We start from the raw sequence: 23,422 nt of genomic DNA, 5'->3' as shown, positions 1-23,422 counted from the left end.
GCATGGGGACCTCGGAGATCTTCGACGGCCTGCTTGAGAACTTGAAGGTCGGTGACAGCGCCGTCGTGATCGCGTCGCGCAGGGACGAGATCACGAAGGCGCTGAACAAGGACTTCAGAGCCAAGGTCGGCTCAACCGAGCACCGGCTGATGGTGGGCTCTTACGGTCGTCACACGGCTATCCGTGGAGTCTCTGACCTGGACATGCTCTACATCCTCCCGGCCGTCCTTCGATCAAGTTACGACAGTGACTCTGGACCGCGAAGGATCCTGACCAGGGTCAAGGACGTCCTGAAGGCGCGGTACAAGAACACAGAGGTCCGCGTCGACCAGTGCGTTGTTCGAGTACAGTTCACCAGCAACAAGTTCAAGTTTGAGGTGCAGCCGGTCTTCGAGAACGGCGACGGTAGCTTCGATTATCCGGATACGGTCGCCGAGGGCTGGAAGGTCACCAAACCGCGCGAAGAGATCCGTGCCACGAAGGATCGTAACGACCGCACATCGAATAACATGCGCCACCTTGCCAGAATGACTCGGGCGTGGAAGAACGCGAACGGCGTGAACATGGGCGGCTTGCTCATTGACACGCTCGTCCATCGGTTTTTCACGACGACGGATGCCTATGACGCGGCGGGGACCGGAAAGTTCTCGCTCATGGTTCGGGACTTCTTCGAGTTCCTCGCGGACGAGCCCGACAGAAGCTACTACCTCGCACTCGGCAGCAACCAACAGGTGAAGGTGAAGAAGCGGTTCCAGGCGAAGGCGAAAAAGGCGTACAACCGCTGCATCGAGGCGATCGAGGCTGAAGGCGAGGCATCCGCCAACAAGAAGTGGCGGGTCGTGTTCGGCACTGCCGTTCCGCTGAAGGCCAGCGAGTCCGCCCGCGCGTTCCATGACACCGAGGAGTTCATCGAGAGCCAGTTCCCTGTCGACATCGGTCACTCGCTAACGATCGACTGCAAGGTTACCCAGAACGGATGGCGCCCGGCTTACTTACGGGTCATGCTTCGCGAGAAGACCTTACTCCGCGTGGGCAAGGATCTCGACTTCACTATCATCGAGTGCAGCGCAGAGCAGCCGTACGACGTGAAGTGGAAGGTGCTGAACCGCGGTGAGGAGGCCGAGCACCGAAACATGATCCGCGGGGGGATCATCACGTCCACTCGCCCGAGCGTGAGGCGCGAGCGGACCAGCTTCCGGGGCGAGCACGTCGTTGAATGCTACATCGTGAAAGATGGGATCGTCGTCGCGCGAGACCGCATCGATGTGCCGATTGGCAACACAAGCAGTCCGTGATGGCACTCCCGGAACTCGGAGTCGCGTCCCCGTCCATCGACGATGTGGTCGAGTTGCCGTCGACTGCCACGAACAGACTCCGCCCCGCCGGTTCCCTGGCTGTGCGCGGGATCCCTTGTGAACACGCATGCGCACCCGGCACCGCCTGCGGCAGAATCGAGGATCGTCAGTTCTGGACCACGGAATCAACGTCGACGACGTGCCCGAGCCGCACCGTCTCTCCGAGCGCAGCTGGTAAAGCCGACTCGGTCGATCGAGAGGCCCCGTGGACATCCGTCCGCGGGGCCTCTGCCGCGTTCTGGACACTCCAGGGGACACCGCTAGGGCAACGACTGTCGCCTCAGGACCGCGGGAACGATGGGGGAGTGCCGGTATGCCTGGCTGACTTTGACCAGCCAGGCAGTCTCTGCGTCGAAGTTCTCTTCCCGCCGCAGCCGCGGTGCAGGGGGCGCGGTGATCGAGGCAGATCCACTGTGGGAATGCGCCGACACCGCGGCGGCGATGAGCGCCGCCTCGGCGACCGCCTGCGCGTCGTCGTCGGTCAGCCCGGACCGCATCGCTTCCCTCTTGGCGAGGTGGATCGTGTTCTCGTCGAGGTGGTCGCGCAGCGGACCGACCAGTGCGTCGCGGATGCCGATGACTCGGTGGCGCAGCCGGGCATGAGGGCCGCGCGGGGCCGCGACCGGAATGGCCGTGCGTGCCGGTGCGAGTGCTTCCCACAGCGGGGTCAGATGGCGGTAGGCACGACGCTGGTGCCGGTACCGGGCGACTCGCGGTCCCCAGGACGGGATGGTCATACCGATCACCAGGAAGCAGACCCCTGGAGCGGAGAACAAGAACTGGATGCCGTGTACGCCGTTCTCTTCGTACGGCAAGTCGTACCCCAAGCCGACGATTGTCTGGTAAGCCACCTTGTGGATCAGCATGACCAGCCAGATCAGACAGCCGAGCCCCATGAAGCGCACCCCGATCCGCAGATAGGTGCTCTCGATGGTCATCCCACGCCACCGGACGAGCAAGACGTCGACCAGGACGATGATGTTGTGGGTCTCCCAGATCAGGTCGTAGACGAGCACCCCTGGATCATGGGTGCCGCTCGGCCCGACGATCGGCAATCCGATGCGCAGCGGTCCGATCACATAGCCGATCAGCAGCAACGGGAGAGCGGCCCCGAACAATGCCCTGCCGAAACGCAGACGTCGTCGTAACTGCCTCGCCGGGGCGGAGACCCGGATGACGAAGATGTGGGCGTAGAAGGACATGGCCATCCACACGACGTGCTGGATGACCTGCGGCAAGCTGGGAACACGGCCGAGCAGGTCGTAGGCCAGCCAGTAGGCCGGAGCCCAGCCCAGGAGATAGAGGGCGAAGAGGTTCACCATCGTCAAGGACAAGGCCCGGCCGGCGGGGGCCTTGTTGTCTTCACGCCAGGTCGTGGCCCGGTAAACGACGGCAGCGGCGATGGCTGTCAGTGCGATGAAATGAACAACGCTGGCCACCGGCATCCAGGCATCCCCCAGGGTCCGTCATCGTTCCAGCGCCTGACTCAACCGGGCACTCATCTCGGTCGGTTCCCGGCACGGACGACGCGGGCGCGTCTCGATGATCTCGGAAATCAGATAGGCCACGGTCTCCGCTTCGGCCTCGTCCTGAGTGGTGAAACCCGCGTGCTGCCGGGCCAGCATGATCTTGAGCGTGGTGCCGCTCAGGTCGGGAAAGATGCCCGCAAGCACCGACTCGGGGCGCTCAGCGCCGGGATGCTCACAGAGGATGTGGCCCAGTTCGTGGAGGACGATATGCGCCTGGTGCACGGGCGTGGTGTCGCGCTCGTAGCAGACGTAGTCAGTCGAGGATCCCGACATCCAAAGCCCGCAGGCGCCCGAGGCCGCCATCGGCAGCGGCAGAAGCGCGATCGGCCTGCCCCGTTGTTCCCCCACTTGAGCGCACAATTGCAGGACGTCGCACGAGTCCGGTACCACGAGTTGACCCACCACCTGCCGACACCGTCGTTCGATCCCGCGGGATCCGCGACGCCACCTCAAGTTCGACGCCCCCCAGCGTTGTCGGAGTCGAGTCCTTCCAGCTTTCGTAGCTGTTCGGTCATGGCCGTGACGGTTTCCAGACTCCCATCGGACAGACCGACCATCCTAGCGGCCACCCGGGCGATTCCGGCGTCCCGCAACAGTGCGGCCAACGCGATCTGAGCGCTCACCTGTTCGGACGGCTCGTCGTCCAGGAAATAGACGGCCGAGACGCCGAAGAACTTGCCCAGCTTCTCCAAGGTGTCCTTGGTGGGGTTGACGTTCTTCCCGGATCGCAGCGCGGAAAGCAGTCCAGTGGAGAGACCGGTGGCCTTCGCCACCTCGGGATGGGTGAAGGGTTTCCGGTCGCGTGGGTGGACCTCCCGGAACAGGTAGTCCACTTTCTCGGCCAGGGTCCGCGGGACCAGCTGCTCGTTGTCCACGGACAACCTCCCGCTCCACGTGGATCAGTAGACTGATCTGCCTTCAAGGACGATATCAGTCGGGTCGATCGCCGCAGATCGTTCTGGTAAAGCACTGTTGCCCCGATGCGGGCGGGCAGTCGGCTCGTGAGAACCACTGAAATGACTGAGCAGTGTAGGCCAGTCAGCTTATTGACCACGGTGGAACCGGGTCACTACAGTCGATCGTGTCATCAAAGTGATCGAGGATGGCGTTCCAGTCATATTATCCGCCGCTTGGGGCTGTCCGGAAATCGATCGCGCTGTGCGTCCACTCGTTCTCGTGGAGGTTGATCATGAACGGATCGGGAAGAACACGTTCGAGGAGTGCATGGGGCCTCGCCATGATGGTGGGGGTGACGCTGCTCGCCGGCGCTCCGGCCGCCACGGCCTCGTCGGGGGACTCGGCCGAGGGATCCTCGGTGTCGCAGGGAATCCGGCAGGCGGCAGGCTGGAACGACTGTTACAACGGGGAGATGTGCCTGTTCCAGCACGCCAACGGCGAAGGAACCATCGTCTACTGGCTCCCGAACCAGTACAACGGCGACTTCCGGACCATCTCGTGCAGCGCGTGCGGTGGGACCTTCGACAATCAGGCGACCTCGTGGTGGAACCGTACGGGCCAGAACTTCTGTGTCTCCGACGGCTACTGGGGAGGCAACCCGGACAACACCATGCCCGCCGGCACCAGCGGCAACTTCACCCCCGACTGGAACGACCGCGCCTCGTCGATCGGCTACCAGGGCTGTCCCTAGTGGACGGTTCTCTTCGTCTCACGTGGTGAGGGCGCTTTCCCCGCATCGTATGCGGGGAAAGTCCCCTTCACGACGGCCGCGGTCAGTTCCCGCTAGTCCGATCGGCGGGCTTCGCGGGTCTTCTTGGTGAGCGACTTGCTGACGTAGATCAGTCCGCCGGTCAGGACCACGATGTCGTCGAAGTAGACCGGGTCGGGCAGCAGGTCGAATGGGAACACCGTGTAGGCAAGGGAAAGCCAGTAGGTGACCTTGGTCGGCACCGGCGTGTCAGGCCGATGGACCTGGCGATGTTTCCTGACCAGTTTGACCAAGAGGAACAGTGTGATCAGGACGAAGGCGATGATCACCACAACGGCCACGACACCGAGCGTCGTCCACAGAGACTCCACGCGATCCCCTCTCGCCATGACGACAACCGGAGCACGGCGCCGACTACACGGTAGTGGACCGCGTGTCGGCTCGCGGACACGATGCTTTCCGCCGGACTCCGCGTCCCCGCCTGGTCGGCTGGGCGAAGTTGCACCTGCTGCGCGGGGACCGGTGAAGCGCGACGTCGTGTCGAGGTTCGCGGTAATCAGTTCGCCGTTGTTGTCGGCCTCACCGTCCCGCGTCGATCAGCGAGTGGGACCGTTCCGCGTCAGCACGCTTCCCTGCGCCGCGGCACTGAGCGTCATGGTCCCGTCTTCGCCGACCACGTACAGGTCGCAGCGGCAAGTCGCCTGACGCCGTCCGCTGTGCAGGACCCGCGCCTCCGCCACGAGCCGGATTCCCTGTGCCGGCCGCAGGTAGTTGATGCTGAAGCCGCCGGTGAGGACGTCCGGGCCCAGTGTCGTCCCGGCCGCGAAGGTGATCGCGTTGTCCGCGGCGTAGGCGAGCACGCCACCGTGGAGATATCCGTTCTGCTGCAACAGATCTTCGCGGATGTCGAGTTCCAGGGTCGCGGCACCGTTCCCGAACGAGGCCACCCTGGCCCCGAGCAGAACACTGAACGGTTGCGAGGCGAGGCCCTTCCGGGCATCTTCGAGAGTCAGTTCGGTCATCAGGCCACCATCCTGCCATCGGACCACTTTTCCGGATCCGGAACCATCCGGAGAAGTCGCGCTATAAGGTCCGGGCATGAGCCAGACGATCCAGTTCACCGACTTCAACTTCAAGCTCGCGGTGGTCCAAGAGCTGATGTACAACCAGGAACTCCTCCCGAAGTTCGACCTGCGGGAGTACGCCGCCGAGAAGGGCTTCACCTACGACGCCGGAAGTGTCGAGGCGGTCCCGGAGGCGGCGGCCTACTTCGAGGCGCTCGAGGTCCCCGCCGAGCTCGCGGAGAAGATCACCGAGATCGAGATGGACGGCGGCAACGAGATCTACCTCGAGATCGCGCCGAACTGGGACGGCGAGGACTCCCTGTTCGACGTCGACGAGTTCGCCGACGTCGAACACTTTCCCAACCTGAAGTCGATGACCTTGCTCTTCACGGGTAACGACGCGGCGCTGGAGTCGTTGCGCGCCCGCGGTATCGAGGCGGACTGGCTCTGATCGGCGGCGAGCGTCAGGACCTGGTCCAGTGTCCGGTCGGCAGCGCGGGAACCCGGTGCCCGCGGTGACCGGTCATCTCCTCGTTCGCGAACAGCGCGTTGAGCACCGCCTCCTCGGTCGCCTGCACAACGGCCTCGAAGAAGGGATCGAGCCTGCCCCACGGGACGAATCGCATGGTTTCGTACTCGGCTTCCTCCGTGCGTGGGAACCGGCTGGTGAGCGCACCCGGATTCGCCGTGCTGAACGCCAGGAAGAGGTCGCCGGAAAAGTGCGAACCCGCGGTTCCCGTGCGGGCGAGGCCGAGCGGGACCCGGCGGGCGAGCGACGTGCACTGGCCGGGCAGCAGGGGAGCGTCGGTGCCGATGATCACGATCACCGACCCGGCACCCGACGGCGCCGTCCAGGCATCCTCCATCGGGTTGTCGGCGCCGAGTTCGGCTCCGACGCGCTCGCCCGCGACGGTGAGCTCGCGGCGTGAGCCGAAGTTGGCCTGTACCAACGCTCCCACGGTGTACTCGTCGTCCCCATAGGACACGACGCGGGAGGCCGTACCGGTGCCGCCCTTGAAGCCGTAACAGGTCATCCCGGTGCCGCCGCCGACGGACCCTTCACTGACCGGGCCCGGCCGTGCGGCGTCGATCGCGGCGATGGCGTGTCCACTGTGGATGGTCGGCGCGGTGCTGTCGTTCAGGTAGCCGTCCCAGGTCTCGGCGACCACCGGCAGCAGCCATTCGGCCGCGACGTCGGGGCGCTCGCGGACGACCCAGTCGATCGTGCCGCGGTGGCACGCGCCGACGGCGTGCGTCGAGGTGATCAGCACCGGCAGGGTCAGCGACCCGGTCTCGGCCAGCCACGCGGTGCCGGTCATCTCGCCGTTGCCGTTGAGGGCGTACGTCCCGGCCGCGCACGGTACGGCGAAGTCCTCGCGTCCGCGCGGCAGGACGGCGGTGACGCCGGTGCGCACCGACTCGCCCTCGACGAGGGTCGTGAAACCGATCTCGACGCCGGGGACGTCGGTGAGCGCGTTGTGCTCGCCGGTCCGGCCGGGCAGCGGGACACCCAGGTCGCGGGCGCGGGTCATGAACGGTCCTCCAAGGAGTTCGAGGTCGCTGTGCGGGCGTAGGAGAGCAACATCGCTTCGGCGGTGGCGGTTTCCATCGTCGGCACGGCCTGGGTGAGGTGCAGGCCGTAGCCGTCTTCCAGCGCGACGAGGTTCCGCGCGATCGACACCGGCTCCGTGGTCAGGGTGAACTCGCCGGTGGCCGCGCCCGCTTCGAGAATGCCGGTGTAGATCCGGACCTGCTGCTCGTAGAGCGTGATGTGCCGGGCGGCGTACGCGGGATCGCGGCGGGCGATCGTGCCGAGTTCGTAGAGCAGCACGCAGAGTTCGTCGTCGGGACCGGTCGGCAGACCGCTGCGGATCATCGCCAGCAGCCGGTCGGACGGCTTCGTCTTCGCGCCCGCGGCCCGCTCCCTCGCCGAGCAGAACCGCGCCACCGCCTCGCGCTGCACCTCTTGGAGCAGATCCGCGAGGGTGGGGAAGTAGTACAGGACCGAACCCGGCGACAGGCCCGCGCCCTCGGCGACGTCCCTCAGCCGCAGGTTCAGCACGCCGCGTTCGAGGACGGCCCGTCTGGCCACCTCGATCAGTTCGGCCCGTCGCTCCGGTGCCTTGCTCGGTCTCGCCATGCCCCTCATTCTTCGAATCTTGTTCGAAAAACGCAAGAGCTGCGCGCGATCAGCTCTTGACGTCACACCGTGGAGGGCCTTTGATGCGTGCTCAACAGTTCTTCGAAGGAGATTCAAGGAACCCACCTTGTAGGAGGTCGGCCGTGTCCACTCCCGCCCTGCGCCGCGGTCTGCGCACCCTCGGCACGCTGCTCATCACGCTCTCCGCGATCAGTCCCGCTTCGTCGGTCTTCATCATCGCGCCGGGGGTGCTCTCCGGCGCCGGGACGGGCGCCTTCTACAGCTTCGTGGCCGCCGCGGTGGTCGGTGTGTTCATGGCCTTCGTCTACGCCGAACTCGCTTCGGCCTTCCCGCTGGCGGGTGGCGAGTACGCGATCGTCACCCGAACGCTCGGCCGCCTGCCCGGCTTCGCGGTACTCGGACTCATGATCATCACGCAGGTGCTCATCGTCGCGGTGATCGCGCTCGGCGTCGGCACCTATCTCGGCGTGCTCCTGCCCGGGGTGCCCGGCTCGGTGATCGCCGCCGTGACCTGCGTGGTCGCGGCCGTCGTCGGGGTGTTCGACATCAAGCTCAACGCCTGGGTCACCGGGATCTTCCTGGCGATCGAGATCCTCGCGCTGATCGTGGTCAGCGCTCTCGGCCTGCTGAACCCGGCGCGCTCGTTCACCGAACTGCTGGCCCATCCGGTCGCCTCGGACGGCGGCCCGGCCACGGTCGGCGCCATCGCGATCGCCACCTCGGTCGCGATCTTCGCCTACAACGGCTACGGCTCGGCGGTGTACTTCGGCGAGGAGACGCAGGACGCCTCACGCGGCATCGCCCGCGCGATCCTGATGGCCCTCGGCATCACGGTGCTCGCCGAACTGATCCCGGTGACCGCGGTCCTGCTCGGCGCGCCCGATCTGAACGCGCTGTTCACCTCGGAGAACATGCTGTCCTACTTCATCGGCTCGCGCGGCGGCGGCACCCTCGACACCGTGATCGGCCTGGCGGTGGCGCTCGCGATCATCAACGCCGTGCTGGCGATCGTGCTGATCAGCTCACGGATGCTGTTCAGCAGCGGCCGCGACCGCGCGTGGCCGTCGCCGGTCAACCGGGCGCTCGCCTCGGTGCACCCGAAGTTCGGGACGCCGTGGGTCGCCACCGTCGGCACCGGGCTGGTCGCCGCGCTGCTCTGCTTCGTCGACCCGAAACTGCTGCTGGTGGTGACCAGCACGTCGATCGTGGCCGTCTACGCGGCGCTCTGTCTCGGCGCGATCGTCGGACGGCGCACCGGAGCCACCGCGCACGCGAAGTACCGGATGCCGTGGTTCCCGGTCGCGCCGGTCCTGGCGCTGGGCGTCCTGGTGTTCGTCGTCTACCAGAACGTGCTCGACCCGGCGGTCGGACGGCCGAGCCTGATCGTCACCGCCTGCGTCGCCCTGCTGTCGATCGCGTACTACGTCCTGGTGCTGCGGCGGAAGGGCGGCTGGAAGCTCGCCGACGTCACCGAGGAGAAGGCGGAGGAGCCGGCCTGATCAGGTGTACTCGGCGATCTCCACGCCGTACGTGCCCGGTTCGAGCGCCTCGAAGATGTGCGGCACGTCGCCGGGGTAGCAGATGTAGTCGCCGGGCAGCAGTTCGATCGGCTCGTCCAGCGGCCCGACCTTGGCGCGGCCCGCGCTGAGGACGATGTGCTCCACGATGCCGCTCATATGCGGGTCCGAAAGCCGCGGTTTCCCGGGCTCGGCGCGAATCAGGTACACGTCGCGCCGGGCGCCAGGAGGGCAGGAGCTGAGCAGCGTGCACGCGTAATCGGCGTGTTCGGCGAACACCGTCGGGCCGCTGCCCGAGCGGATGACCTGCACGCGAGGGCGTTCGGGCTCGACTACCCGCGAGAACGGGACGTCGAGCGCGACGCACAACGCCCAGATCGTCTCGACGCTCGGGTTCCCGGTGCCGGACTCCAGCTGCGAGAGCGTGGATTTCGCGATGCCGGCGCGTTTGGCGACCTCGGTGAGGGACAGCCCGGTGCGGGCACGTTCCCGGCGCAGGGACATGGCGATGACGTCCAGTGGGGCACCGTCGGACGCGGTCGGGGACATGCGTTCGCTCCATCGGTCGTTGCGTTCGCCTTGACGAACACGGCTGCGTTCGTTCATCGTATGACGCTATGCGTTCGATATGGCGAACAACCACTCGTGTCCTGGGGCGCGATCTTCTCCGTGACATCGGGCTGGTCTGCCTCGCCGACACCATTGTCGGCATCTCCTACGGCGCCATCGCGGTGGGCTCCGGCTTTCCCATCTGGGCGCCGATGCTGCTCTCGGTGCTGGTCTTCGCCGGTGCCTCGCAGTTCATGTTCGTCGGCATCATCGCCGCGGGCGGCAGCCCGGTCGCGGCCGTCGCGGCGGGGCTGCTGGCCAACGCGCGGCATCTGCCCTTCGGCTTCGCGATCGGTGACGTCCTAGGGAAGCGGTGGTCGTCAAGGGTGGTCGGCAGCCACCTGATGATCGACGAATCCGTCGCGTTCGCGCTGGCCCAGCGCGACGAAGAGCGGCGTAAGGCCGCGTACTGGGTGTGCGGGATCGGGCTGTTCGTCTGCTGGAACGTCGGCGTCCTCGCCGGGGCCTACGCCGGGACGGCGATCAGCGACACCGACGCGTTCGGGCTCGACGCGGCCTTCCCGGCGGTCCTGCTCGCGCTGGTCCTGCCGTCGCTGCGCGACCGCGCCGCCCGGCTGCCGGTACTCGTCGGCGTCGCCGTCGCGCTGGCCACGACGCCGTTCCTGCCCGCCGGGCTGCCGGTGCTGCTCGCGCTGGTCGGCGTGCTGGCCGGGGTGGCGGCCAAGGAACCCGCCGAACGCGAACCCGAGGGAGTGCACTGATGGATCCGCTGGAACTGATCATCGCCGGCGGTGTGCTCGCCGCCGGGACCTTCGCCTTCCGGTTCGCCGGACCGGTGCTGAAGGCGCGGTTCACCGTGTCGCCCAAGGCCGAGAAGCTGATGGCGCGCTCGGCCGTCGTCCTGCTGGCCGCCCTCGTCGCGGTCGCCGCGCTCACCGAGGGACACGAGTTCGCCGGTTACGCCCGGCCCGCCGGAGTGCTGGTCGGCGGCGTGCTCGCCTGGCGCAAGGCGCCGTTCGCGCTGGTCGTCGTCGCGGCGGCCGCGACCGCCGCCCTGCTGCGGCTGGCCGGGGTCCCCTGACCTGGCCCTTCCCCGAGGCGCCTAAGCTAAGGGGAAGGTCTTTCGGGAGGTCGGGTGGCGATCGCGACGGGGGCACGGCCGGTGGTCGGCGTGCTCGCACTGCAGGGCGACGTGCGGGAGCACGCCGCGATGGTGGAACGCGCGGGTGCGCGGGCGCTGCCGGTCCGTCGTGCGAGCGAACTGTCCGAAGTGGACGGTCTGGTGCTGCCGGGTGGCGAGTCGACCACCATGTCGAGGCTCCTGGAGACCTTCGAACTGCTGGAACCGCTGCGCGAGCGCATCGCGGACGGGATGCCCGCGTTCGGCTCCTGCGCCGGGATGATCCTGCTCGCCCGCCAGGCTCTCGACGGACGGCCTGACCAGCGGCAACTCGGCGGGCTCGACGTCGTCGTCCGGCGCAACGCGTTCGGGCGGCAGGTGGACTCCTTCGAAGCCGACCTCGACTTCACCGGTATCGAAGGCGGCCCGGTGCACGCTGTGTTCATCCGCGCCCCGTGGGTCGAAAAAGCGGGCGACGGGGTCGAGGTACTCGCCAGTGTCCCCGAAATGCCGGGCTCCGAGGACGCGGCCGCTAGGATCGTCGCGGTCCGGCAGGGGGCGGTACTCGCCACGTCGTTCCACCCCGAACTCACCGGGGACGAACGCGTGCACAGGCTGTTCGTCGACCTCGTGCGGCAGGCTTAAGCAAAACCGACACTGTGCTCAGCGGCGGGCACAGGAGTAGATGGAGGAGAGATGAGCGGCCACTCCAAGTGGGCCACCACGAAGCACAAGAAGGCCAACCTGGACGCGAAGCGCGGCAAGCTCTTCGCCCGGTTGATCAAGAACATCGAGGTGGCGGCCCGGACCGGCGGTGGCGACCCGGACGGCAACCCGACGCTCTACGACGCCATCCAGAAGGCCAAGAAGAACTCGGTCCCGCAGGACAACATCGAGCGCGCCCGCAAACGCGGCGCCGGTGAAGAGGCCGGTGGCGCCGACTGGCAGACCATCACCTACGAAGGCTACGGCCCGAACGGTGTGGCCGTGCTGATCGAATGCCTCACCGACAACAAGAACCGCGCCGCCATGGAGGTGCGCACCGCGCTCACCCGGAACAACGGCTCGCTCGCCGACCCGGGCTCGGTCGCCTACATGTTCAACCGCAAGGGCGTCGTGATCATGCCCAAGGGTGACGCCGGCGAGGACGACGTCCTCATGGCCGTCCTCGACGCGGGCGCCGAAGAGGTCAACGACCTCGACGAGAACTTCGAGATCGTTTCGGAGGCCACCGACCTCGTCCCGGTCCGGAAAGCCTTGCAGGAAGCCGGTTTCGAGTACGAGTCCGCGGATCTCACGTTCCTCCCGTCGGTCAGTGTTCCGCTGGACGTCGAAGGCGCGAAGAAGGTCTTCAAGCTCATCGACGCGCTCGAGGATTGCGACGACGTGCAGAACGTGTACGCGAACTTCGATGTGTCCGACGAGGTCATGGCCGAGGTCGGCTGATCGATTTTCCCGCCATGCCGCGGAAAATCGGTCCCGGGACTAGGTGCGGGCGCTCGCGTGGGGCACAATGTCGCGCGTGACGACCTCCGAAGCCGATGCCCTCACCGCCGAAGAAGCCGAACTCATCCAGTGGATCGAGGCGCAGGCGAAGGCGAGAGGGAACGCGGTCATCGCGGTCGAAGGCGACGAGGAGGAAGCGAACTTCTGCTTCACCGCGTGCGCCTGGGCGTTGCACAACGTCGCGGAAGCGGTCGTGATCGGACTGCCCGAGCACATGGGGCCGGTCCTTCTCGACGCCTACGTCGACCGTGCGGCCGCCGGGGAGATCTTCGAGGTCGGCAAGCGCTACGACGATTTCTTCGAGGGCGCGCCGGTGGTCTTCGAACGGGTCGCGAAGGGGCACTATCCCGAGTACTTCGGGAGCGCGTTCCTGATCTACCCGGACGGGGACTTCCCGGCGCTGCAGTTGATCGTCGCCACGCCGGACGGGCATTTCCCGTGGCATCCGGACGCGCCCGAGGGTTTCGCGCGGTACCAGCCGGTGCTGACCGAATCCGGTGACCCGGAAAGCTGGACCCCGGGCGTCGACGGTCCCTGAACCGCAGCCGAGCGTGCTAGGAACGGTCCTTTCCTTGCGAAATTTGCAAGGAAAGGACCGTTCCTAGCGTTCGGGGCACCTGCGTCCCCGCATTCAGAGGACTAAATGCGGCGTCATCGGAGCCAGGGCGCCAGGTCTTCCGTCGCGTCGGGCCACTCGGCGGCCAACGCGGCCGCCGACCGGAACTCCACGCTGTCGTCCGTATAAGGCGGCACGACCACGGTCCCGACCAGGCTCCACTCACCGGTACTCACCGACGCCTGCCAGACCCCGGCGGGCACCACCACCTGCGGACGTTGGCCGGCCGCGACGTCGGGTCCCAGCACCGGCCGCGAAACCCGGCCGTCGGGGAACAACAGCAGCATCCGCACCGGCGCGCCGGCGTGGTGGGCGTAGATCTCCAGGCGGTCCAGCCGGTGCGGCGCCGAGGTTTCCGGCGGCGCGAGCAGGTAGTAGATCGCGGACGCGGTATCGTCGCGCCAGCTCTGCGCCCAGCGGCCGCCCTCCACTGGCAGCGGCTGAAGACCCAGATGGGCGGTGAACTCGTCGGGACTCGGCATGTCCTCATCTTGCCCGGACCCTGCGCCGGGTAGCCTCGGATCTCGAACTGATGTTCGCCGGAGCGGAGGAAAACGCGTGCGGGTACTCGGGGTCGACCCCGGTCTGACCAGGTGCGGGCTCGGGGTGGTCGACGGCGGTACGGGCCGCACCGTCCGCCCGGTGGCCGTCGACGTCGTGCGGACCCCGCCGGACGCCGATCTCGCCGTGCGCCTGCTGGGGATCTCCGACGCGGTCGAGCGCTGGATGGATCGCTACAAACCCGAGGCCGTCGCCGTGGAGCGGGTTTTCGCGCAGCACAACGTGCGCACCGCGATGGGCACCGCGCAGGCGGGCGGCGTCGTCGCGCTCGCCGCGGCCCGGCGCGGGCTGCCGGTCGTGTTCCACACCCCGAGTGAGGTCAAGGCCGCCGTCACGGGCTCCGGTCGTGCGGACAAGGCACAGGTCACCGGTATGGTCATGCGGTTGCTCGGCCTCGAGGTCAAACCGCATCCGGCGGACGCCGCGGACGCGCTCGCCCTCGCCATCTGCCACCTGTGGCGCGAGCCGATGCGGGTCCGGCTCGCCGAAGCCGAGGCCAGGGCGGCCGAGATCGCCAAGAACCACAAGGCCAGGCTCGCCGCCGCGGCCAAACAAGCAAAGACGCAGGGAGCGCCTCGATGATCTCGTCGGTACGCGGTGAAATCCTCTCCATCGGTCTCGACCACGTCGTGATCGAGGTCGGGGGAGTGGGCTTCGCCGTGCAGGCCACCCCCGCCACCCTCGCGACGCTTCGCCGCGGAGAGCAGGCGATGCTGCACACCGCGCTCGTGGTCCGTGAGGATTCCTTGACGCTGTTCGGTTTCGCCGACGCGGACGCCCGCGAACTGTTCGGTCTGCTGCAGACGGTCTCCGGGATCGGCCCGCGGCTCGCGCTGGCGACCCTCGCCGTCCTCGATCCCGACAAGCTGCGCTCCGCGCTGGTCGAAGGCAACATCACCGTGCTCACCCAGGTTCCCGGCATCGGCCGCAAGGGCGCCGAGCGGCTCACGCTCGAACTGCGCGACAAGGTCACCGCGCTCGCGGGCCCGACCGACGGTTCGCCGTCGGTCGTCGCGCCCGGCGCGCTGCGGGGTGAGGTCGTCGAGGCGCTCGCGGGCCTCGGCTTCCCGGCCAAACAGGCCGAACAGGCCGTCGACAAGGTGCTCGGCGAGGGCGACGGCCACACGACGTCGTCCGTGCTGCGCGCCGCGTTGGCCACCCTCGGGCGTAAGCGGTAACCGGCCACATGGACTATGAGGCCGTGACGGAGTTCGAAACCGACGAGACGCTCTCGGCGCTGCCGCAGACGGGCGAACGCGAGGTCGAGACCACGCTGCGCCCGCGCAAGCTCGACGAGTTCGTCGGCCAGCCGCGGGTGCGTGAACAGCTCGAACTCGTCCTGGAAAGCGCGCGGCGCCGTGGTGTCCCGCCGGACCACGTCCTGCTCTCGGGCCCGCCGGGACTGGGCAAGACGAGTATGGCGATGATCGTCGCCGCCGAACTCAACGCCGCCATCCGCATCACCTCCGGTCCCGCGCTGGAACGCGCGGGCGATCTGGCCGCGATGCTGTCCAACCTGGCGCCCGGCGACGTCCTGTTCATCGACGAGATCCACCGGATCGCCCGCCCCGCCGAAGAGATGCTGTACCTCGCGATGGAGGACTTCCGCGTCGACGTCGTCGTCGGCAAGGGGCCCGGTGCCACCAGCATCCCGTTGGAGATCGCGCCGTTCACGCTGGTCGGGGCCACGACGCGGTCCGGTTCGCTGACCGGTCCGCTGCGTGACCGGTTCGGCTTCACCGGCCAGATGGAGTTCTACAGCGACGCGGAACTGGAACTCGTCGCCCGCCGCGCCGCCACGATCCTCGACATCGAGATCGACCGGGACGGCTGCGCGGAGATCGCCCGCCGGTCCCGCGGCACACCCCGGATCGCGAACCGGCTGCTGCGCCGGGTGCGCGACTACGCCGAGGTCCGGGCGGACGGCAAGGTCACGCGCAAGATCGCGCGTGCCGCGCTGGAGGTCTACGACGTCGACGAACTCGGCCTCGACCGGCTCGACCGCGCGGTGCTGACCGCGCTGGTCCGTTCCTTCGGCGGCGGCCCGGTCGGCGTGTCGACGCTGGCCGTCGCGGTGGGGGAAGAACCGACCACCGTCGAAGAGGTGTGTGAGCCTTACCTGGTCCGCGCCGGTATGCTCGCCCGCACTCCTCGCGGCCGGGTCGCCACAGCGGCCGCGTGGGAGCACCTCGGCCTGCCGGCCCCGGCCGGTGCCACGCGCGGCGATCAGGGCGGCCCGAACCTGTTCGACCAGGACTGAACGGACCGTTCACACGGTTCGAGGCCCGTGGTGACGACGGGTGGTGGTGGAGTTTCCGCTGGCACCTGGCACACTCGGGGAGAGCACACCCCGCCAAACCGGACAAAACAGCGCACCGCGCGGCGTCCGCTCGAAATGGAGAATCATGAACCAGTTATTGCTGCCGCTGCTCCTGATGCTCGTTGTGGCGATTCCGCTCGTCATGGGCACCCGTAAGCAGAAGAAGGCGGCGGCAGCGCAGCAGGAGCTGCTCTCGAGCCTGGCTCCCGGTGACCGGGTGATGACCACCTCCGGTCTCTACGCGACTGTCGCCGACGCTTCCGCCGACACCACGATCGACCTCGAGATCGCCGAGGGCGTCGTGACCACCTGGCTGCGCCAGGCCGTCCGCGAGAAGGTCGAGCCGGTCGTCGAGACGGACGAAGACGCCGTCGACACCGACGAGGTCGTCGAGGCGCCGGTCGTCGAGTCGAAGGACGACGAGCGCGTCGAGGAGAAGTCGGGCGCGCAGATCGCTCCTCCGCTGGAGCACGGCAAGAAGTAGCGGTTGTAAGGCCATCCCCGACACCAGACTTTCGTAGGTGCGGGGCCAACGCCGGGCTCACGCAGCACCGAGTAGTGTCTCGGTGCTGCGTGCGTGTCCGTCGTCATAGTCGTGCTCGTTCGCGGTACCACCGGGCTCCCGCCCGGATGAGTGAACAGCCAAGTCCATTGGGGAAAAACCCAGTCCGTCCGAGGAGACCGAAGCACAGTGGCCGCACCGGCCGGGCATCTCCGCCCGGGACGCTATCTCGCCTTCTTCGCCCTGATCGTGGTCGCGCTGTACGCCCTGGTGTTCTTCACCGGTAGCGGCAAGCCGACGCCGAAGCTCGGCATCGATCTGCAAGGCGGCACGAGGGTCACCCTTTCCGCCCGAAACCCCGACGGCGGCGACCCTCCGCGAGAGTCCCTCGAACAGGCCCGCTCGATCATCGAGCGCCGGGTCAACGGTATCGGCGTCAGCGGTACCGAGGTCGTCCTCGACGGCAGCAACGTCGTCATCACCGTCCCCGGTGAGCAGGGAGACCAGGCCAAGACCCTGGGCAAGACCGCGAAGCTGGGCTTCCGGAAGGTCGTGACGTCGCAGCCGGTGACCCCGGTCCAGCAGCCGACGGCCCCGCCCGCTTCCGGCACGCCGTCTTCGGCGCCGCCGTCCTCGCCGGGTGTGAGCGCCCCGCCGACCAGCCCGGCCAACGGTGGCGGTGGCGCCGCCGGCGCGCCGCAGCAGCAGCCGGGCGCGGACTCCGACGAGAAGACGAAGAAGGAGATCGAAGAGGCCCGGAACCTCCGGCAGAACCCCGATCTGCTTTCGACGGACCAGGCGAAGCAGGCCGCAGCCGCCGAGAAGGCCTTCGCGGCCCTCAACTGCGACCCCAAGGTGTCGGACCCGCTGGTCGGCAACGACCTCACCGACAAGCCGCTGGTCGCCTGCGGTGACAAGAACACCATGAAGTACCTGCTTGAGCCGGAGTTCCTCCCCGGAACGGAGATCTCCGACGCCTCCTCGGGTTACGACACGCAGAACTCGCAGTGGGTCGTCAACCTGAACTTCAAGGGTGAGGGTTCCCGGATCTGGGGCGACTTCACCTCGAAGAACGTCCAGAAGCAGGCGGCGTTCGTTCTCGACACGCAGGTCGTCTCCGCGCCGACCATCCAGTCCGCGATCCTGGGCGGTCAGACCCAGATCACCGGCCGGTTCAGCCAGTCCGAGGCGAAGGACCTGGCGGACGTGCTGAAGTACGGCTCGCTGCCGCTGTCGTTCGAGTCTTCGGACGCGACGACGGTGTCCGCGACGCTGGGTCTCGCGTCGCTGCAGGCGGGCCTGATCGCCGGTGGCCTCGGCCTCCTGATCGTGTTCATCTACTGCTTGTTCTATTACCGGCTGCTCGGCGTGCTGACGATCCTGTCGCTCGCCTTGTCGTTCTCACTGGTCTACGCGGTGCTGGTGCTGCTGGGGCGGTGGATCGGGTACACCCTCGACCTCGCCGGCGTGGCGGGCCTGATCATCGCGATCGGTATCACCGCCGACTCGTTCGTCATCTACTTCGAACGGTTGAAGGACGAGATCCGGGAAGGCAGGACGTTCCGCTCCGCGGTGCCGCGAGGCTGGTCTCGGGCCCAGCGCACGATTCTGGCGTCGGACGCGGTCAGCTTCCTCGCCGCGGCCATCCTGTACTGGCTGGCCGTCGGTGAGGTCAAGGGCTTCGCGTTCACGCTCGGCATGTCGACGGTCCTCGACCTCGTCGTGGTCTACCTCGTGACCCACCCGCTGGTCGCGATGGTCTCGCGCTCGAAGTCGAAGTTCCTGTCCAACCCCAAGAACCTCGGCCTCGGTGCCGTTCAGCAGGTGGGCTCGGAGCGCAAGGCGGCCCGTCCGGCCGCCGGCCGCCCGAACGTCAAGGAGGCGTGACCGTGGTCGACGACAACACCACCACCGCGGGCAAGCGCGACAGCATCTTCCGCCGCCTCTACGTGGGCACGGGCGCGTTCGACGTGGTCGGCAAGCGCAAGCGCTGGTACATCTTCTTCGGCGCGCTGGTGCTGGTCTGCATCGCGTCGATGGGGATCAAGGGCTTCAACTTCGGGATCGACTTCGAAGGCGGCACCCAGATCCAGCTGCCCGCCAACGGCAAGAACGGGCAGATCAGCGAGCAGCAGGCCAAGGACGTCTTCTCCGAGGCGCTCGGCCGTCCGGCCGACGAGGCGCAGAAGGTCGGCAGCGGCGCTTCGTCGACCATCCAGCTCCGGTCGGACACCCTGGACGCCGCCGAGGTCGCCAAGATCAAGGAAGCGCTGTTCCGCGACCTCGGCCCCATCGGGTCCAACGGGCAGCCGAGTGTCCAGGCCATCAGTGACAGCGCGGTCAGCGCGTCCTGGGGCGGGGAGATCTCGCGGCAGGCGTTGATCGCGCTCGGGGTGTTCCTCCTGGCGGTCACGCTGTTCCTGGCGTTGTACTTCGACACCAGGATGGCCGCCGCGGCGCTGATTTCGCTCCTGCACGACATCGTGGTGACGGCGGGTGTGTACTCGCTGATCGGCTTCGAGGTCACGCCGGCGACGGTGATCGGTCTGCTGACGATCCTCGGGTTCTCGCTGTACGACACGGTGGTGGTGTTCGACAAGGTCCGCGAGAACACGCGTGGCCTGCTCGGGCTCACCCGCCGTACCTTCGGCGAGGCCGCCAACCTGGCGCTGAACCAGACGCTGATGCGGTCGTTCAACACGGCGCTGATCGCGATGCTGCCGATTCTCGGTCTGCTCGTCGTCGGGTACATCCTGCTCGGCTCGGGCACGCTGCAGGACCTCGCGCTGGTGCAGCTCACCGGCACCCTGGTCGGCGTGCTGTCCTCGGTCGCGCTGGCCACCCCGCTGCTGGTGGACCTGAAGATGCGTGACCCGAAGTTCCGTCAGCAGGCCGACCGGGTGGCCGCGCGGCGTGCGAACCAGGCCCGCAAGGCCGCCGAGCGTGACGACGACTTCGACCCGAACGACGAGGACGCGCTGGCCGCCGAGCTCCGCAAGGAGAAGGCGTACGCCGCGGCGGCGAGTGTTCCCGCGCGGAACCAGAAGGCCCACAAGGGCCGTCCGTCGGGTAAGCGCAAGAGGTAATCCCGGCCGTCGAACGCTAGGAAAGGTCCTTTCATTGCAAAATTTGCAATGAAAGGACCTTTCCTAGCGTTCAGGGACCCGGAAGCACGACTGGAGAGCAGGAAGTACATGGAGCTGGCCAAGGCACTCGACCTCATCGCCGACGTACCGGACTTCCCGGAACCCGGCGTGCTGTTCCGGGACCTGAGTCCGCTGTTCGCCGACGCGGCGGGTTTCAAGGCCGTCACCGACGGGCTGGCCGCCACCGTCGACCCCGAGGTCGATCTGCTGGCCGGGGTGGAGGCGCGGGGATTCCTGCTGGCCGCCGCCGTCGGATACGCCCGCGGCCTCGGTGTCGCGCTGATCCGCAAGCCGGGCAAGCTGCCCCGCGTCGCGGGCAGGGTCGGTTACACGCTGGAGTACGGCACCGCGACCGTCGAACTGCCCGAAGGTGTCGTCGAGCCCGGCCAGCGTGTCGCGATCCTCGACGACGTGCTCGCCACCGGTGGCACGGTCGCGGCGACCTGCAAACTGCTGGAAGACGCGAAGGCGCAGGTCACGGGCGTTTCGGTGGTCATGGAACTCGGCGCGCTCGGCGGTCGTTCCGTGCTCGAGGGGCGTCGTGTGGAGGCCCTCCGGGTGTGTTGACCGGGCGCACCAAGTGAGCCGCGAGGGGGAGCGGTTACCCTTGATGTCCGAAGGCCGCACGAAGCGCAGGAGGTGCGGGTGAGCCAAGAGCTCGATGCCGCGGTGTCCTCGAAGGACGGCACCGAGCAGAACGGTGCGGCGCGACAGGGGGCGGCGCCGACACCGTCCGCGACGCGCCGCGTGCGCGCCCGTCTCGCCCGCCGCATCACCGCGCAGCGCGCCGCGCCGGTCAAGCAGGTTCTCGAACCGCTCGCCGTCATCCACCGCGAACTGCATCCCAACGCGGACCTCGCGCAGCTCCAGCGCGCGTACGACGTCGCCGAAGAGCTGCACCGCGAGCAGCGACGCAAATCCGGCGACCCGTACATCACGCATCCGCTCGCCGTCGCGACCATCCTCGCCGAACTCGGCATGGACACCACGACGCTGGTCGCGGCGCTGCTGCACGACACCGTCGAAGACACCGGCTACTCGCTGGAGAGCCTGAAGGCCGACTTCGGTGAGAAGGTCGGCGAGCTCGTCGACGGCGTCACCAAACTGGACAAGGTCAAACTCGGCACGGCCGCCGAGGCCGAGACCATCCGCAAGATGGTCATCGCGATGGCGCGCGACCCGCGCGTGCTGGTCATCAAGCTGGCCGACCGGCTGCACAACATGCGCACGATGCGCTTCCTGCCGCCGGAGAAGCAGGCCCGCAAGGCGCGCGAGACCCTGGAGGTCCTCGCCCCGCTGGCGCACCGGCTCGGCATGGCGACGGTCAAATGGGAGCTGGAGGACCTGGCCTTCGCCATCCTGCAGCCGAAGAAGTACGACGAGATCGTCCGCCTGGTCGCCGATCGCGCGCCTTCGCGCGACACGTACCTGCGGTCGGTGATCACGGATCTGACCAGTCACCTCGAAGGTTCGCGGATCACCGCCAAGGTCGAGGGCCGCCCGAAGCACTACTACTCGATCCACCAGAAGATGATCGTCCGTGGCCGCGACCTCGACGACATCCACGACCTGGTGGGCGTGCGGATCCTGGTCGAGGACGTCCGTGACTGCTACGCCGCGATGGGTGTCGTCCACGCGCTGTGGCAGCCGGTCCCGGGCCGGTTCAAGGACTACATCGCGCAGCCTCGCTTCGGCGTCTACCAGTCGTTGCACACCACCGTGATCGGCCCGGACGGCAAACCGCTCGAAGTCCAGATCCGTACCTACGAGATGCACCGCACCGCCGAGTACGGCATCGCCGCGCACTGGCGGTACAAGGAGACCAAGGGCACCCACAACGGGAACGCCATGGACGTCGACGAGATGGCGTGGATGCGCCAGCTCCTCGACTGGCAGCGGGAAGCGGCGGACCCGGGCGACTTCCTGGAGTCGCTGCGCTACGAACTCGCGTCGCGCGAGATCTTCGTGTTCACGCCCAAGGGCGACGTGATCACGCTGCCGGTCGATTCGACGCCGGTGGACTTCGCCTACGCCGTGCACACCGAGGTCGGCCACCGGTGCATCGGGGCCCGCGTCAACGGCAGGCTCGTCGCGCTCGAGCGCAAGCTGGAGAACGGCGAGGTCATCGAGATCTTCACCTCGAAGGCCGAGACGGCGGGCCCGAGCCGCGACTGGCTGCAGTTCGCCGGTTCGCCCAAGGCGCGCGCGAAGATCCGGCAGTGGTTCGCCAAGGAACGCCGTGACGAGGCGATCGAGGGCGGCAAGGAGGCCATCACCAAGGAGGTCCGCAAGGTCGGCCTCCCGATCCAGCGGCTGGTCTCCGCCGAGTCGATGGGCGCGGTCGCCACCGAACTGCGGCACCCGGACATCAGCTCCCTGTACGCGGCCGTCGGCGAGGGGCACACCAGCGCGAAGCATGTCGTGCAGCGGCTCGTCGCGCTCATCGGCGGCGTCGACGAGGCGGAGGAGGAGCTCGCCGAGCGCGCGACCCCGTCCACCGTCACCCGCCGCCGCGGCTCGAACGACGTCGGCGTCGTGGTGAAGGGCGCCAGCGACATCTGGGCCAAACTCGCCCGCTGCTGCACGCCGGTGCCGGGCGACGAGATCCTCGGTTTCGTCACGCGCGGCGGTGGTGTCAGCGTCCACCGGACCGACTGCACCAACGCCGACGACCTGCGGGCCCAGCCCGAAAGGCTGGTCGAGGTCGAATGGGCGCCGTCGGCGTCTTCGGTGTTCCTCGTCGCGATCCAGGTCGAGGCGCTGGACCGGCACCGCCTGCTCTCCGACGTCACCAAGGTGCTCGCGGACGAGAAGGTCAACATCCTGTCCGCGTCGGTGACCACGTCGCGCGACCGGGTCGCGGTCAGCCGGTTCTCGTTCGAGATGGGCGACCCGAAGCACCTCGGACACGTGCTGAAGGTGGTCCGGGGCGTCGAAGGCGTTTACGACGTGTATCGGGTCACTTCGGCTTCGTGACCGCCGGTGGGGCCCGGCTAGAGTCCGAGGATGACTGACGGGTTCGAATTCACTCGCGACGGCGAGGTCGCACGGCTGACGTTCACCAGGCCGGAGAAGATGAACGCGATCACCTACGGGATGTGGTCGGCGATCCCGGACGTGGTGGCACGGGTGGAGGCGGACCCGGCGATCAAGGTCCTCGTGCTGACCGGCGCGGGCGCGCATTTCTCGGCGGGCGCGGACATCAGCGAGTTCCAGGACCTGCGGTCGACCGCCGACGCGGCCGAGACCTACGACAAGGCCGTCGACGGTGCCGTGGCGGCGCTGACGGCGTCGCGGAAGCCGACGGTCGCGATGATCCAGGGAAACTGCATCGGCGGCGGATGCCAGATCTCGGTCGCGTGCGACTTCCGGTTCGCGGCGGAGGGTTCGCGCTTCGGCATCACGCCGGCGAAGCTCGGGATCGTCTACCACTTCGACTCGACACGGCAGCTCGTTTCACTCGTCGGCGCCGCGAACGCGAAGTACTTCCTCCTCTCGGGCGAGCTCGTCGATGCGCGGCGGGCACGGGAGATCGGGCTGCTCAACGACGTCTTCCCGGCGGACGAACTGGAAGCCTCGACGGCGAAATTCGTCGAGACGCTGGCTTCGCGTTCGCAGGCATCGGTGCGCGGGATGAACCGGATCATCGAGAAGATCGTGGCGGGGCAACAGGAATCCGACGCCGAAGTGGACGAGATCCGGCTCGGTGCGCTGCACGGCGAGGACTATGCCGAAGGGGTGGCGGCATTCCTGGCGCGGCGGCCGCCGAAGTTCACTTATCGCTGAGGC

27 protein-coding genes are annotated in these 23,422 nt (G+C 67.7%); 18 read left to right on the top strand and 9 right to left on the bottom strand.

Annotation, left to right across the window (positions count from 1 at the left end):
- The first annotated feature begins 2 nt into the window (after window positions 1–2).
- Window positions 3–1,295: a nucleotidyltransferase gene (locus tag AB8M46_RS22230; protein WP_394361741.1), complete on the top strand. Its 1,293-nt coding sequence runs from the start codon at window positions 3–5 to the stop codon at window positions 1,293–1,295.
- Window positions 1,296–1,615: 320 nt separating this feature from the next.
- On the opposite strand, the gene AB8M46_RS22225 is transcribed toward AB8M46_RS22230, so the two are convergent.
- Genes AB8M46_RS22225 through AB8M46_RS22215 form a run of 3 tightly spaced genes read right to left on the bottom strand, consistent with a single transcriptional unit; the run spans window position 1,616 to window position 3,759 of the window.
- Window positions 1,616–2,800: an MAB_1171c family putative transporter gene (locus AB8M46_RS22225; RefSeq protein ID WP_394361399.1), complete on the bottom strand. Its 1,185-nt coding sequence runs from the start codon at window positions 2,798–2,800 to the stop codon at window positions 1,616–1,618.
- A gap of 21 nt (window positions 2,801–2,821) precedes the next feature.
- On the bottom strand, window positions 2,822–3,289 hold the full coding sequence (locus AB8M46_RS22220; RefSeq protein ID WP_052120600.1) for a hypothetical protein: 468 nt from the start codon (window positions 3,287–3,289) through the stop codon (window positions 2,822–2,824).
- Window positions 3,290–3,333: 44 nt separating this feature from the next.
- Window positions 3,334–3,759 (bottom strand): helix-turn-helix domain-containing protein, encoded by a 426-nt coding sequence (locus AB8M46_RS22215; RefSeq protein ID WP_052120599.1) that lies wholly within the window; start codon window positions 3,757–3,759, stop codon window positions 3,334–3,336.
- Window positions 3,760–4,133: 374 nt separating this feature from the next.
- Between AB8M46_RS22215 and AB8M46_RS22210 the strand changes: the two genes are divergently transcribed.
- Window positions 4,134–4,532 carry a peptidase inhibitor family I36 protein gene (locus AB8M46_RS22210; RefSeq protein ID WP_158634259.1) on the top strand — a complete coding sequence of 133 codons (399 nt, stop codon included), beginning with the start codon at window positions 4,134–4,136 and terminating at the stop codon, window positions 4,530–4,532.
- Window positions 4,533–4,624: 92 nt separating this feature from the next.
- Here the strand turns inward: AB8M46_RS22210 and AB8M46_RS22205 are convergent, their stop codons facing one another.
- Together AB8M46_RS22205 and AB8M46_RS22200 are read right to left on the bottom strand one after the other, a co-directional pair.
- Complete coding sequence (locus tag AB8M46_RS22205; RefSeq protein WP_037338967.1) at window positions 4,625–4,921, bottom strand: YkvA family protein; 297 nt, start codon at window positions 4,919–4,921, stop codon at window positions 4,625–4,627.
- Between the two features lie 225 nt (window positions 4,922–5,146).
- Complete coding sequence (locus AB8M46_RS22200; RefSeq protein WP_394361398.1) at window positions 5,147–5,572, bottom strand: PaaI family thioesterase; 426 nt, start codon at window positions 5,570–5,572, stop codon at window positions 5,147–5,149.
- A 76-nt stretch (window positions 5,573–5,648) separates the two neighbouring features.
- Between AB8M46_RS22200 and AB8M46_RS22195 the strand changes: the two genes are divergently transcribed.
- Complete coding sequence (locus AB8M46_RS22195) at window positions 5,649–6,065, top strand: DUF6892 domain-containing protein (protein ID WP_378428713.1); 417 nt, start codon at window positions 5,649–5,651, stop codon at window positions 6,063–6,065.
- Between the two features lie 13 nt (window positions 6,066–6,078).
- Here the strand turns inward: AB8M46_RS22195 and AB8M46_RS22190 are convergent, their stop codons facing one another.
- Both AB8M46_RS22190 and AB8M46_RS22185 read right to left on the bottom strand, forming a co-directional pair.
- Window positions 6,079–7,146, bottom strand: coding sequence for a P1 family peptidase (locus tag AB8M46_RS22190; protein WP_394361397.1), 1,068 nt, complete (start codon window positions 7,144–7,146; stop codon window positions 6,079–6,081).
- Window positions 7,143–7,754: a TetR/AcrR family transcriptional regulator gene (locus AB8M46_RS22185; protein ID WP_394361396.1), complete on the bottom strand. Its 612-nt coding sequence runs from the start codon at window positions 7,752–7,754 to the stop codon at window positions 7,143–7,145. Before AB8M46_RS22185 ends, AB8M46_RS22190 begins: the two co-directional genes overlap by 4 nt.
- A gap of 143 nt (window positions 7,755–7,897) precedes the next feature.
- Between AB8M46_RS22185 and AB8M46_RS22180 the strand changes: the two genes are divergently transcribed.
- Window positions 7,898–9,274, top strand: a complete 1,377-nt coding sequence (locus tag AB8M46_RS22180; protein WP_037338956.1) for an APC family permease — start codon at window positions 7,898–7,900, stop codon at window positions 9,272–9,274.
- Here the strand turns inward: AB8M46_RS22180 and AB8M46_RS22175 are convergent, their stop codons facing one another.
- Entirely contained in the window at window positions 9,275–9,841 is a 567-nt protein-coding gene (locus tag AB8M46_RS22175; protein ID WP_037338954.1) for a helix-turn-helix domain-containing protein, read from the bottom strand. It abuts the gene before it with no gap.
- Window positions 9,842–9,909: 68 nt separating this feature from the next.
- Here AB8M46_RS22175 and AB8M46_RS22170 point away from each other — a divergent pair, with 68 nt between their 5' ends.
- The 5 genes from AB8M46_RS22170 (at window position 9,910) to AB8M46_RS22150 (ending at window position 13,026) form a co-directional block, all read left to right on the top strand.
- Window positions 9,910–10,623 carry an AzlC family ABC transporter permease gene (locus tag AB8M46_RS22170; protein WP_037338952.1) on the top strand — a complete coding sequence of 238 codons (714 nt, stop codon included), beginning with the start codon at window positions 9,910–9,912 and terminating at the stop codon, window positions 10,621–10,623.
- Complete coding sequence (locus AB8M46_RS22165; RefSeq protein ID WP_007034928.1) at window positions 10,623–10,943, top strand: AzlD domain-containing protein; 321 nt, start codon at window positions 10,623–10,625, stop codon at window positions 10,941–10,943. The genes AB8M46_RS22170 and AB8M46_RS22165 overlap by 1 nt, the downstream gene beginning before the upstream one ends.
- Window positions 10,944–10,997: 54 nt before the next feature.
- Complete coding sequence (gene pdxT / locus AB8M46_RS22160) at window positions 10,998–11,627, top strand: pyridoxal 5'-phosphate synthase glutaminase subunit PdxT (protein WP_038512501.1); 630 nt, start codon at window positions 10,998–11,000, stop codon at window positions 11,625–11,627.
- 51 nt (window positions 11,628–11,678) lie between these two features.
- Entirely contained in the window at window positions 11,679–12,428 is a 750-nt protein-coding gene (locus AB8M46_RS22155) for a YebC/PmpR family DNA-binding transcriptional regulator (RefSeq protein WP_016334762.1), read from the top strand.
- A 67-nt stretch (window positions 12,429–12,495) separates the two neighbouring features.
- On the top strand, window positions 12,496–13,026 hold the full coding sequence (locus tag AB8M46_RS22150) for a DUF4262 domain-containing protein (protein WP_394361395.1): 531 nt from the start codon (window positions 12,496–12,498) through the stop codon (window positions 13,024–13,026).
- A 113-nt stretch (window positions 13,027–13,139) separates the two neighbouring features.
- Here the strand turns inward: AB8M46_RS22150 and AB8M46_RS22145 are convergent, their stop codons facing one another.
- Window positions 13,140–13,586 carry a cupin domain-containing protein gene (locus AB8M46_RS22145; RefSeq protein WP_394361394.1) on the bottom strand — a complete coding sequence of 149 codons (447 nt, stop codon included), beginning with the start codon at window positions 13,584–13,586 and terminating at the stop codon, window positions 13,140–13,142.
- Window positions 13,587–13,662: 76 nt separating this feature from the next.
- On the opposite strand from AB8M46_RS22145, the gene ruvC reads away from it, so the two are divergent.
- From ruvC to AB8M46_RS22100, 9 genes are all read left to right on the top strand, one after another.
- Window positions 13,663–14,247, top strand: coding sequence for a crossover junction endodeoxyribonuclease RuvC (gene ruvC / locus AB8M46_RS22140; protein ID WP_037338943.1), 585 nt, complete (start codon window positions 13,663–13,665; stop codon window positions 14,245–14,247).
- Complete coding sequence (gene ruvA, locus AB8M46_RS22135; RefSeq protein WP_037338940.1) at window positions 14,244–14,843, top strand: Holliday junction branch migration protein RuvA; 600 nt, start codon at window positions 14,244–14,246, stop codon at window positions 14,841–14,843. The genes ruvC and ruvA overlap by 4 nt, the downstream gene beginning before the upstream one ends.
- 8 nt (window positions 14,844–14,851) lie before the next feature.
- Window positions 14,852–15,925: a Holliday junction branch migration DNA helicase RuvB gene (ruvB, locus tag AB8M46_RS22130; protein ID WP_037338937.1), complete on the top strand. Its 1,074-nt coding sequence runs from the start codon at window positions 14,852–14,854 to the stop codon at window positions 15,923–15,925.
- 145 nt (window positions 15,926–16,070) lie between these two features.
- Entirely contained in the window at window positions 16,071–16,469 is a 399-nt protein-coding gene (gene yajC / locus AB8M46_RS22125; RefSeq protein WP_037338934.1) for a preprotein translocase subunit YajC, read from the top strand.
- A gap of 207 nt (window positions 16,470–16,676) precedes the next feature.
- The gene (secD, locus tag AB8M46_RS22120; RefSeq protein WP_037338931.1) at window positions 16,677–18,374 is read left to right on the top strand and encodes a protein translocase subunit SecD; all 1,698 of its coding nucleotides are present in this window, start codon (window positions 16,677–16,679) and stop codon (window positions 18,372–18,374) included.
- On the top strand, window positions 18,371–19,573 hold the full coding sequence (gene secF / locus AB8M46_RS22115) for a protein translocase subunit SecF (RefSeq protein WP_350596740.1): 1,203 nt from the start codon (window positions 18,371–18,373) through the stop codon (window positions 19,571–19,573). The genes secD and secF overlap by 4 nt, the downstream gene beginning before the upstream one ends.
- 108 nt (window positions 19,574–19,681) lie before the next feature.
- On the top strand, window positions 19,682–20,200 hold the full coding sequence (locus AB8M46_RS22110; protein WP_125735888.1) for an adenine phosphoribosyltransferase: 519 nt from the start codon (window positions 19,682–19,684) through the stop codon (window positions 20,198–20,200).
- Window positions 20,201–20,278: 78 nt separating this feature from the next.
- Entirely contained in the window at window positions 20,279–22,609 is a 2,331-nt protein-coding gene (locus AB8M46_RS22105; protein WP_037338923.1) for a bifunctional (p)ppGpp synthetase/guanosine-3',5'-bis(diphosphate) 3'-pyrophosphohydrolase, read from the top strand.
- A gap of 30 nt (window positions 22,610–22,639) precedes the next feature.
- Entirely contained in the window at window positions 22,640–23,419 is a 780-nt protein-coding gene (locus AB8M46_RS22100; protein WP_394361393.1) for an enoyl-CoA hydratase/isomerase family protein, read from the top strand.
- The last annotated feature ends 3 nt before the right edge of the window (window positions 23,420–23,422 follow it).

Origin of the sequence: Amycolatopsis sp. SB7-3, assembly GCF_041021335.1 — a bacterium.
GTDB classification, from domain to species: Bacteria; Actinomycetota; Actinomycetes; order Mycobacteriales; family Pseudonocardiaceae; genus Amycolatopsis; species Amycolatopsis japonica.
This window is presented reverse-complemented; position numbering and strand designations above follow the sequence as displayed.

Excerpts from the sequence above, each read along its gene's own strand:
- yajC (WP_037338934.1), top strand. The coding sequence starts at position 16,071 with ATGAACCAGTTATTGCTGCCGCTGCTCCTGATGCTCGTTGTGGCGATT.
- AB8M46_RS22175 (WP_037338954.1), bottom strand. The coding sequence starts at position 9,841 with ATGTCCCCGACCGCGTCCGACGGTGCCCCACTGGACGTCATCGCCATG.
- AB8M46_RS22195 (WP_378428713.1), top strand. The coding sequence starts at position 5,649 with ATGAGCCAGACGATCCAGTTCACCGACTTCAACTTCAAGCTCGCGGTG.
- AB8M46_RS22170 (WP_037338952.1), top strand. The coding sequence starts at position 9,910 with ATGCGTTCGATATGGCGAACAACCACTCGTGTCCTGGGGCGCGATCTT.
- AB8M46_RS22225 (WP_394361399.1), bottom strand. The coding sequence starts at position 2,800 with ATGCCGGTGGCCAGCGTTGTTCATTTCATCGCACTGACAGCCATCGCC.
- AB8M46_RS22185 (WP_394361396.1), bottom strand. The coding sequence starts at position 7,754 with ATGGCGAGACCGAGCAAGGCACCGGAGCGACGGGCCGAACTGATCGAG.
- AB8M46_RS22230 (WP_394361741.1), top strand. The coding sequence starts at position 3 with ATGGGGACCTCGGAGATCTTCGACGGCCTGCTTGAGAACTTGAAGGTC.
- AB8M46_RS22110 (WP_125735888.1), top strand. The coding sequence starts at position 19,682 with ATGGAGCTGGCCAAGGCACTCGACCTCATCGCCGACGTACCGGACTTC.
- AB8M46_RS22200 (WP_394361398.1), bottom strand. The coding sequence starts at position 5,572 with ATGACCGAACTGACTCTCGAAGATGCCCGGAAGGGCCTCGCCTCGCAA.
- AB8M46_RS22145 (WP_394361394.1), bottom strand. The coding sequence starts at position 13,586 with ATGCCGAGTCCCGACGAGTTCACCGCCCATCTGGGTCTTCAGCCGCTG.
- AB8M46_RS22100 (WP_394361393.1), top strand. The coding sequence starts at position 22,640 with ATGACTGACGGGTTCGAATTCACTCGCGACGGCGAGGTCGCACGGCTG.
- AB8M46_RS22165 (WP_007034928.1), top strand. The coding sequence starts at position 10,623 with ATGGATCCGCTGGAACTGATCATCGCCGGCGGTGTGCTCGCCGCCGGG.
- AB8M46_RS22190 (WP_394361397.1), bottom strand. The coding sequence starts at position 7,146 with ATGACCCGCGCCCGCGACCTGGGTGTCCCGCTGCCCGGCCGGACCGGC.
- ruvA (WP_037338940.1), top strand. The coding sequence starts at position 14,244 with ATGATCTCGTCGGTACGCGGTGAAATCCTCTCCATCGGTCTCGACCAC.
- AB8M46_RS22155 (WP_016334762.1), top strand. The coding sequence starts at position 11,679 with ATGAGCGGCCACTCCAAGTGGGCCACCACGAAGCACAAGAAGGCCAAC.
- ruvB (WP_037338937.1), top strand. The coding sequence starts at position 14,852 with ATGGACTATGAGGCCGTGACGGAGTTCGAAACCGACGAGACGCTCTCG.
- AB8M46_RS22150 (WP_394361395.1), top strand. The coding sequence starts at position 12,496 with ATGTCGCGCGTGACGACCTCCGAAGCCGATGCCCTCACCGCCGAAGAA.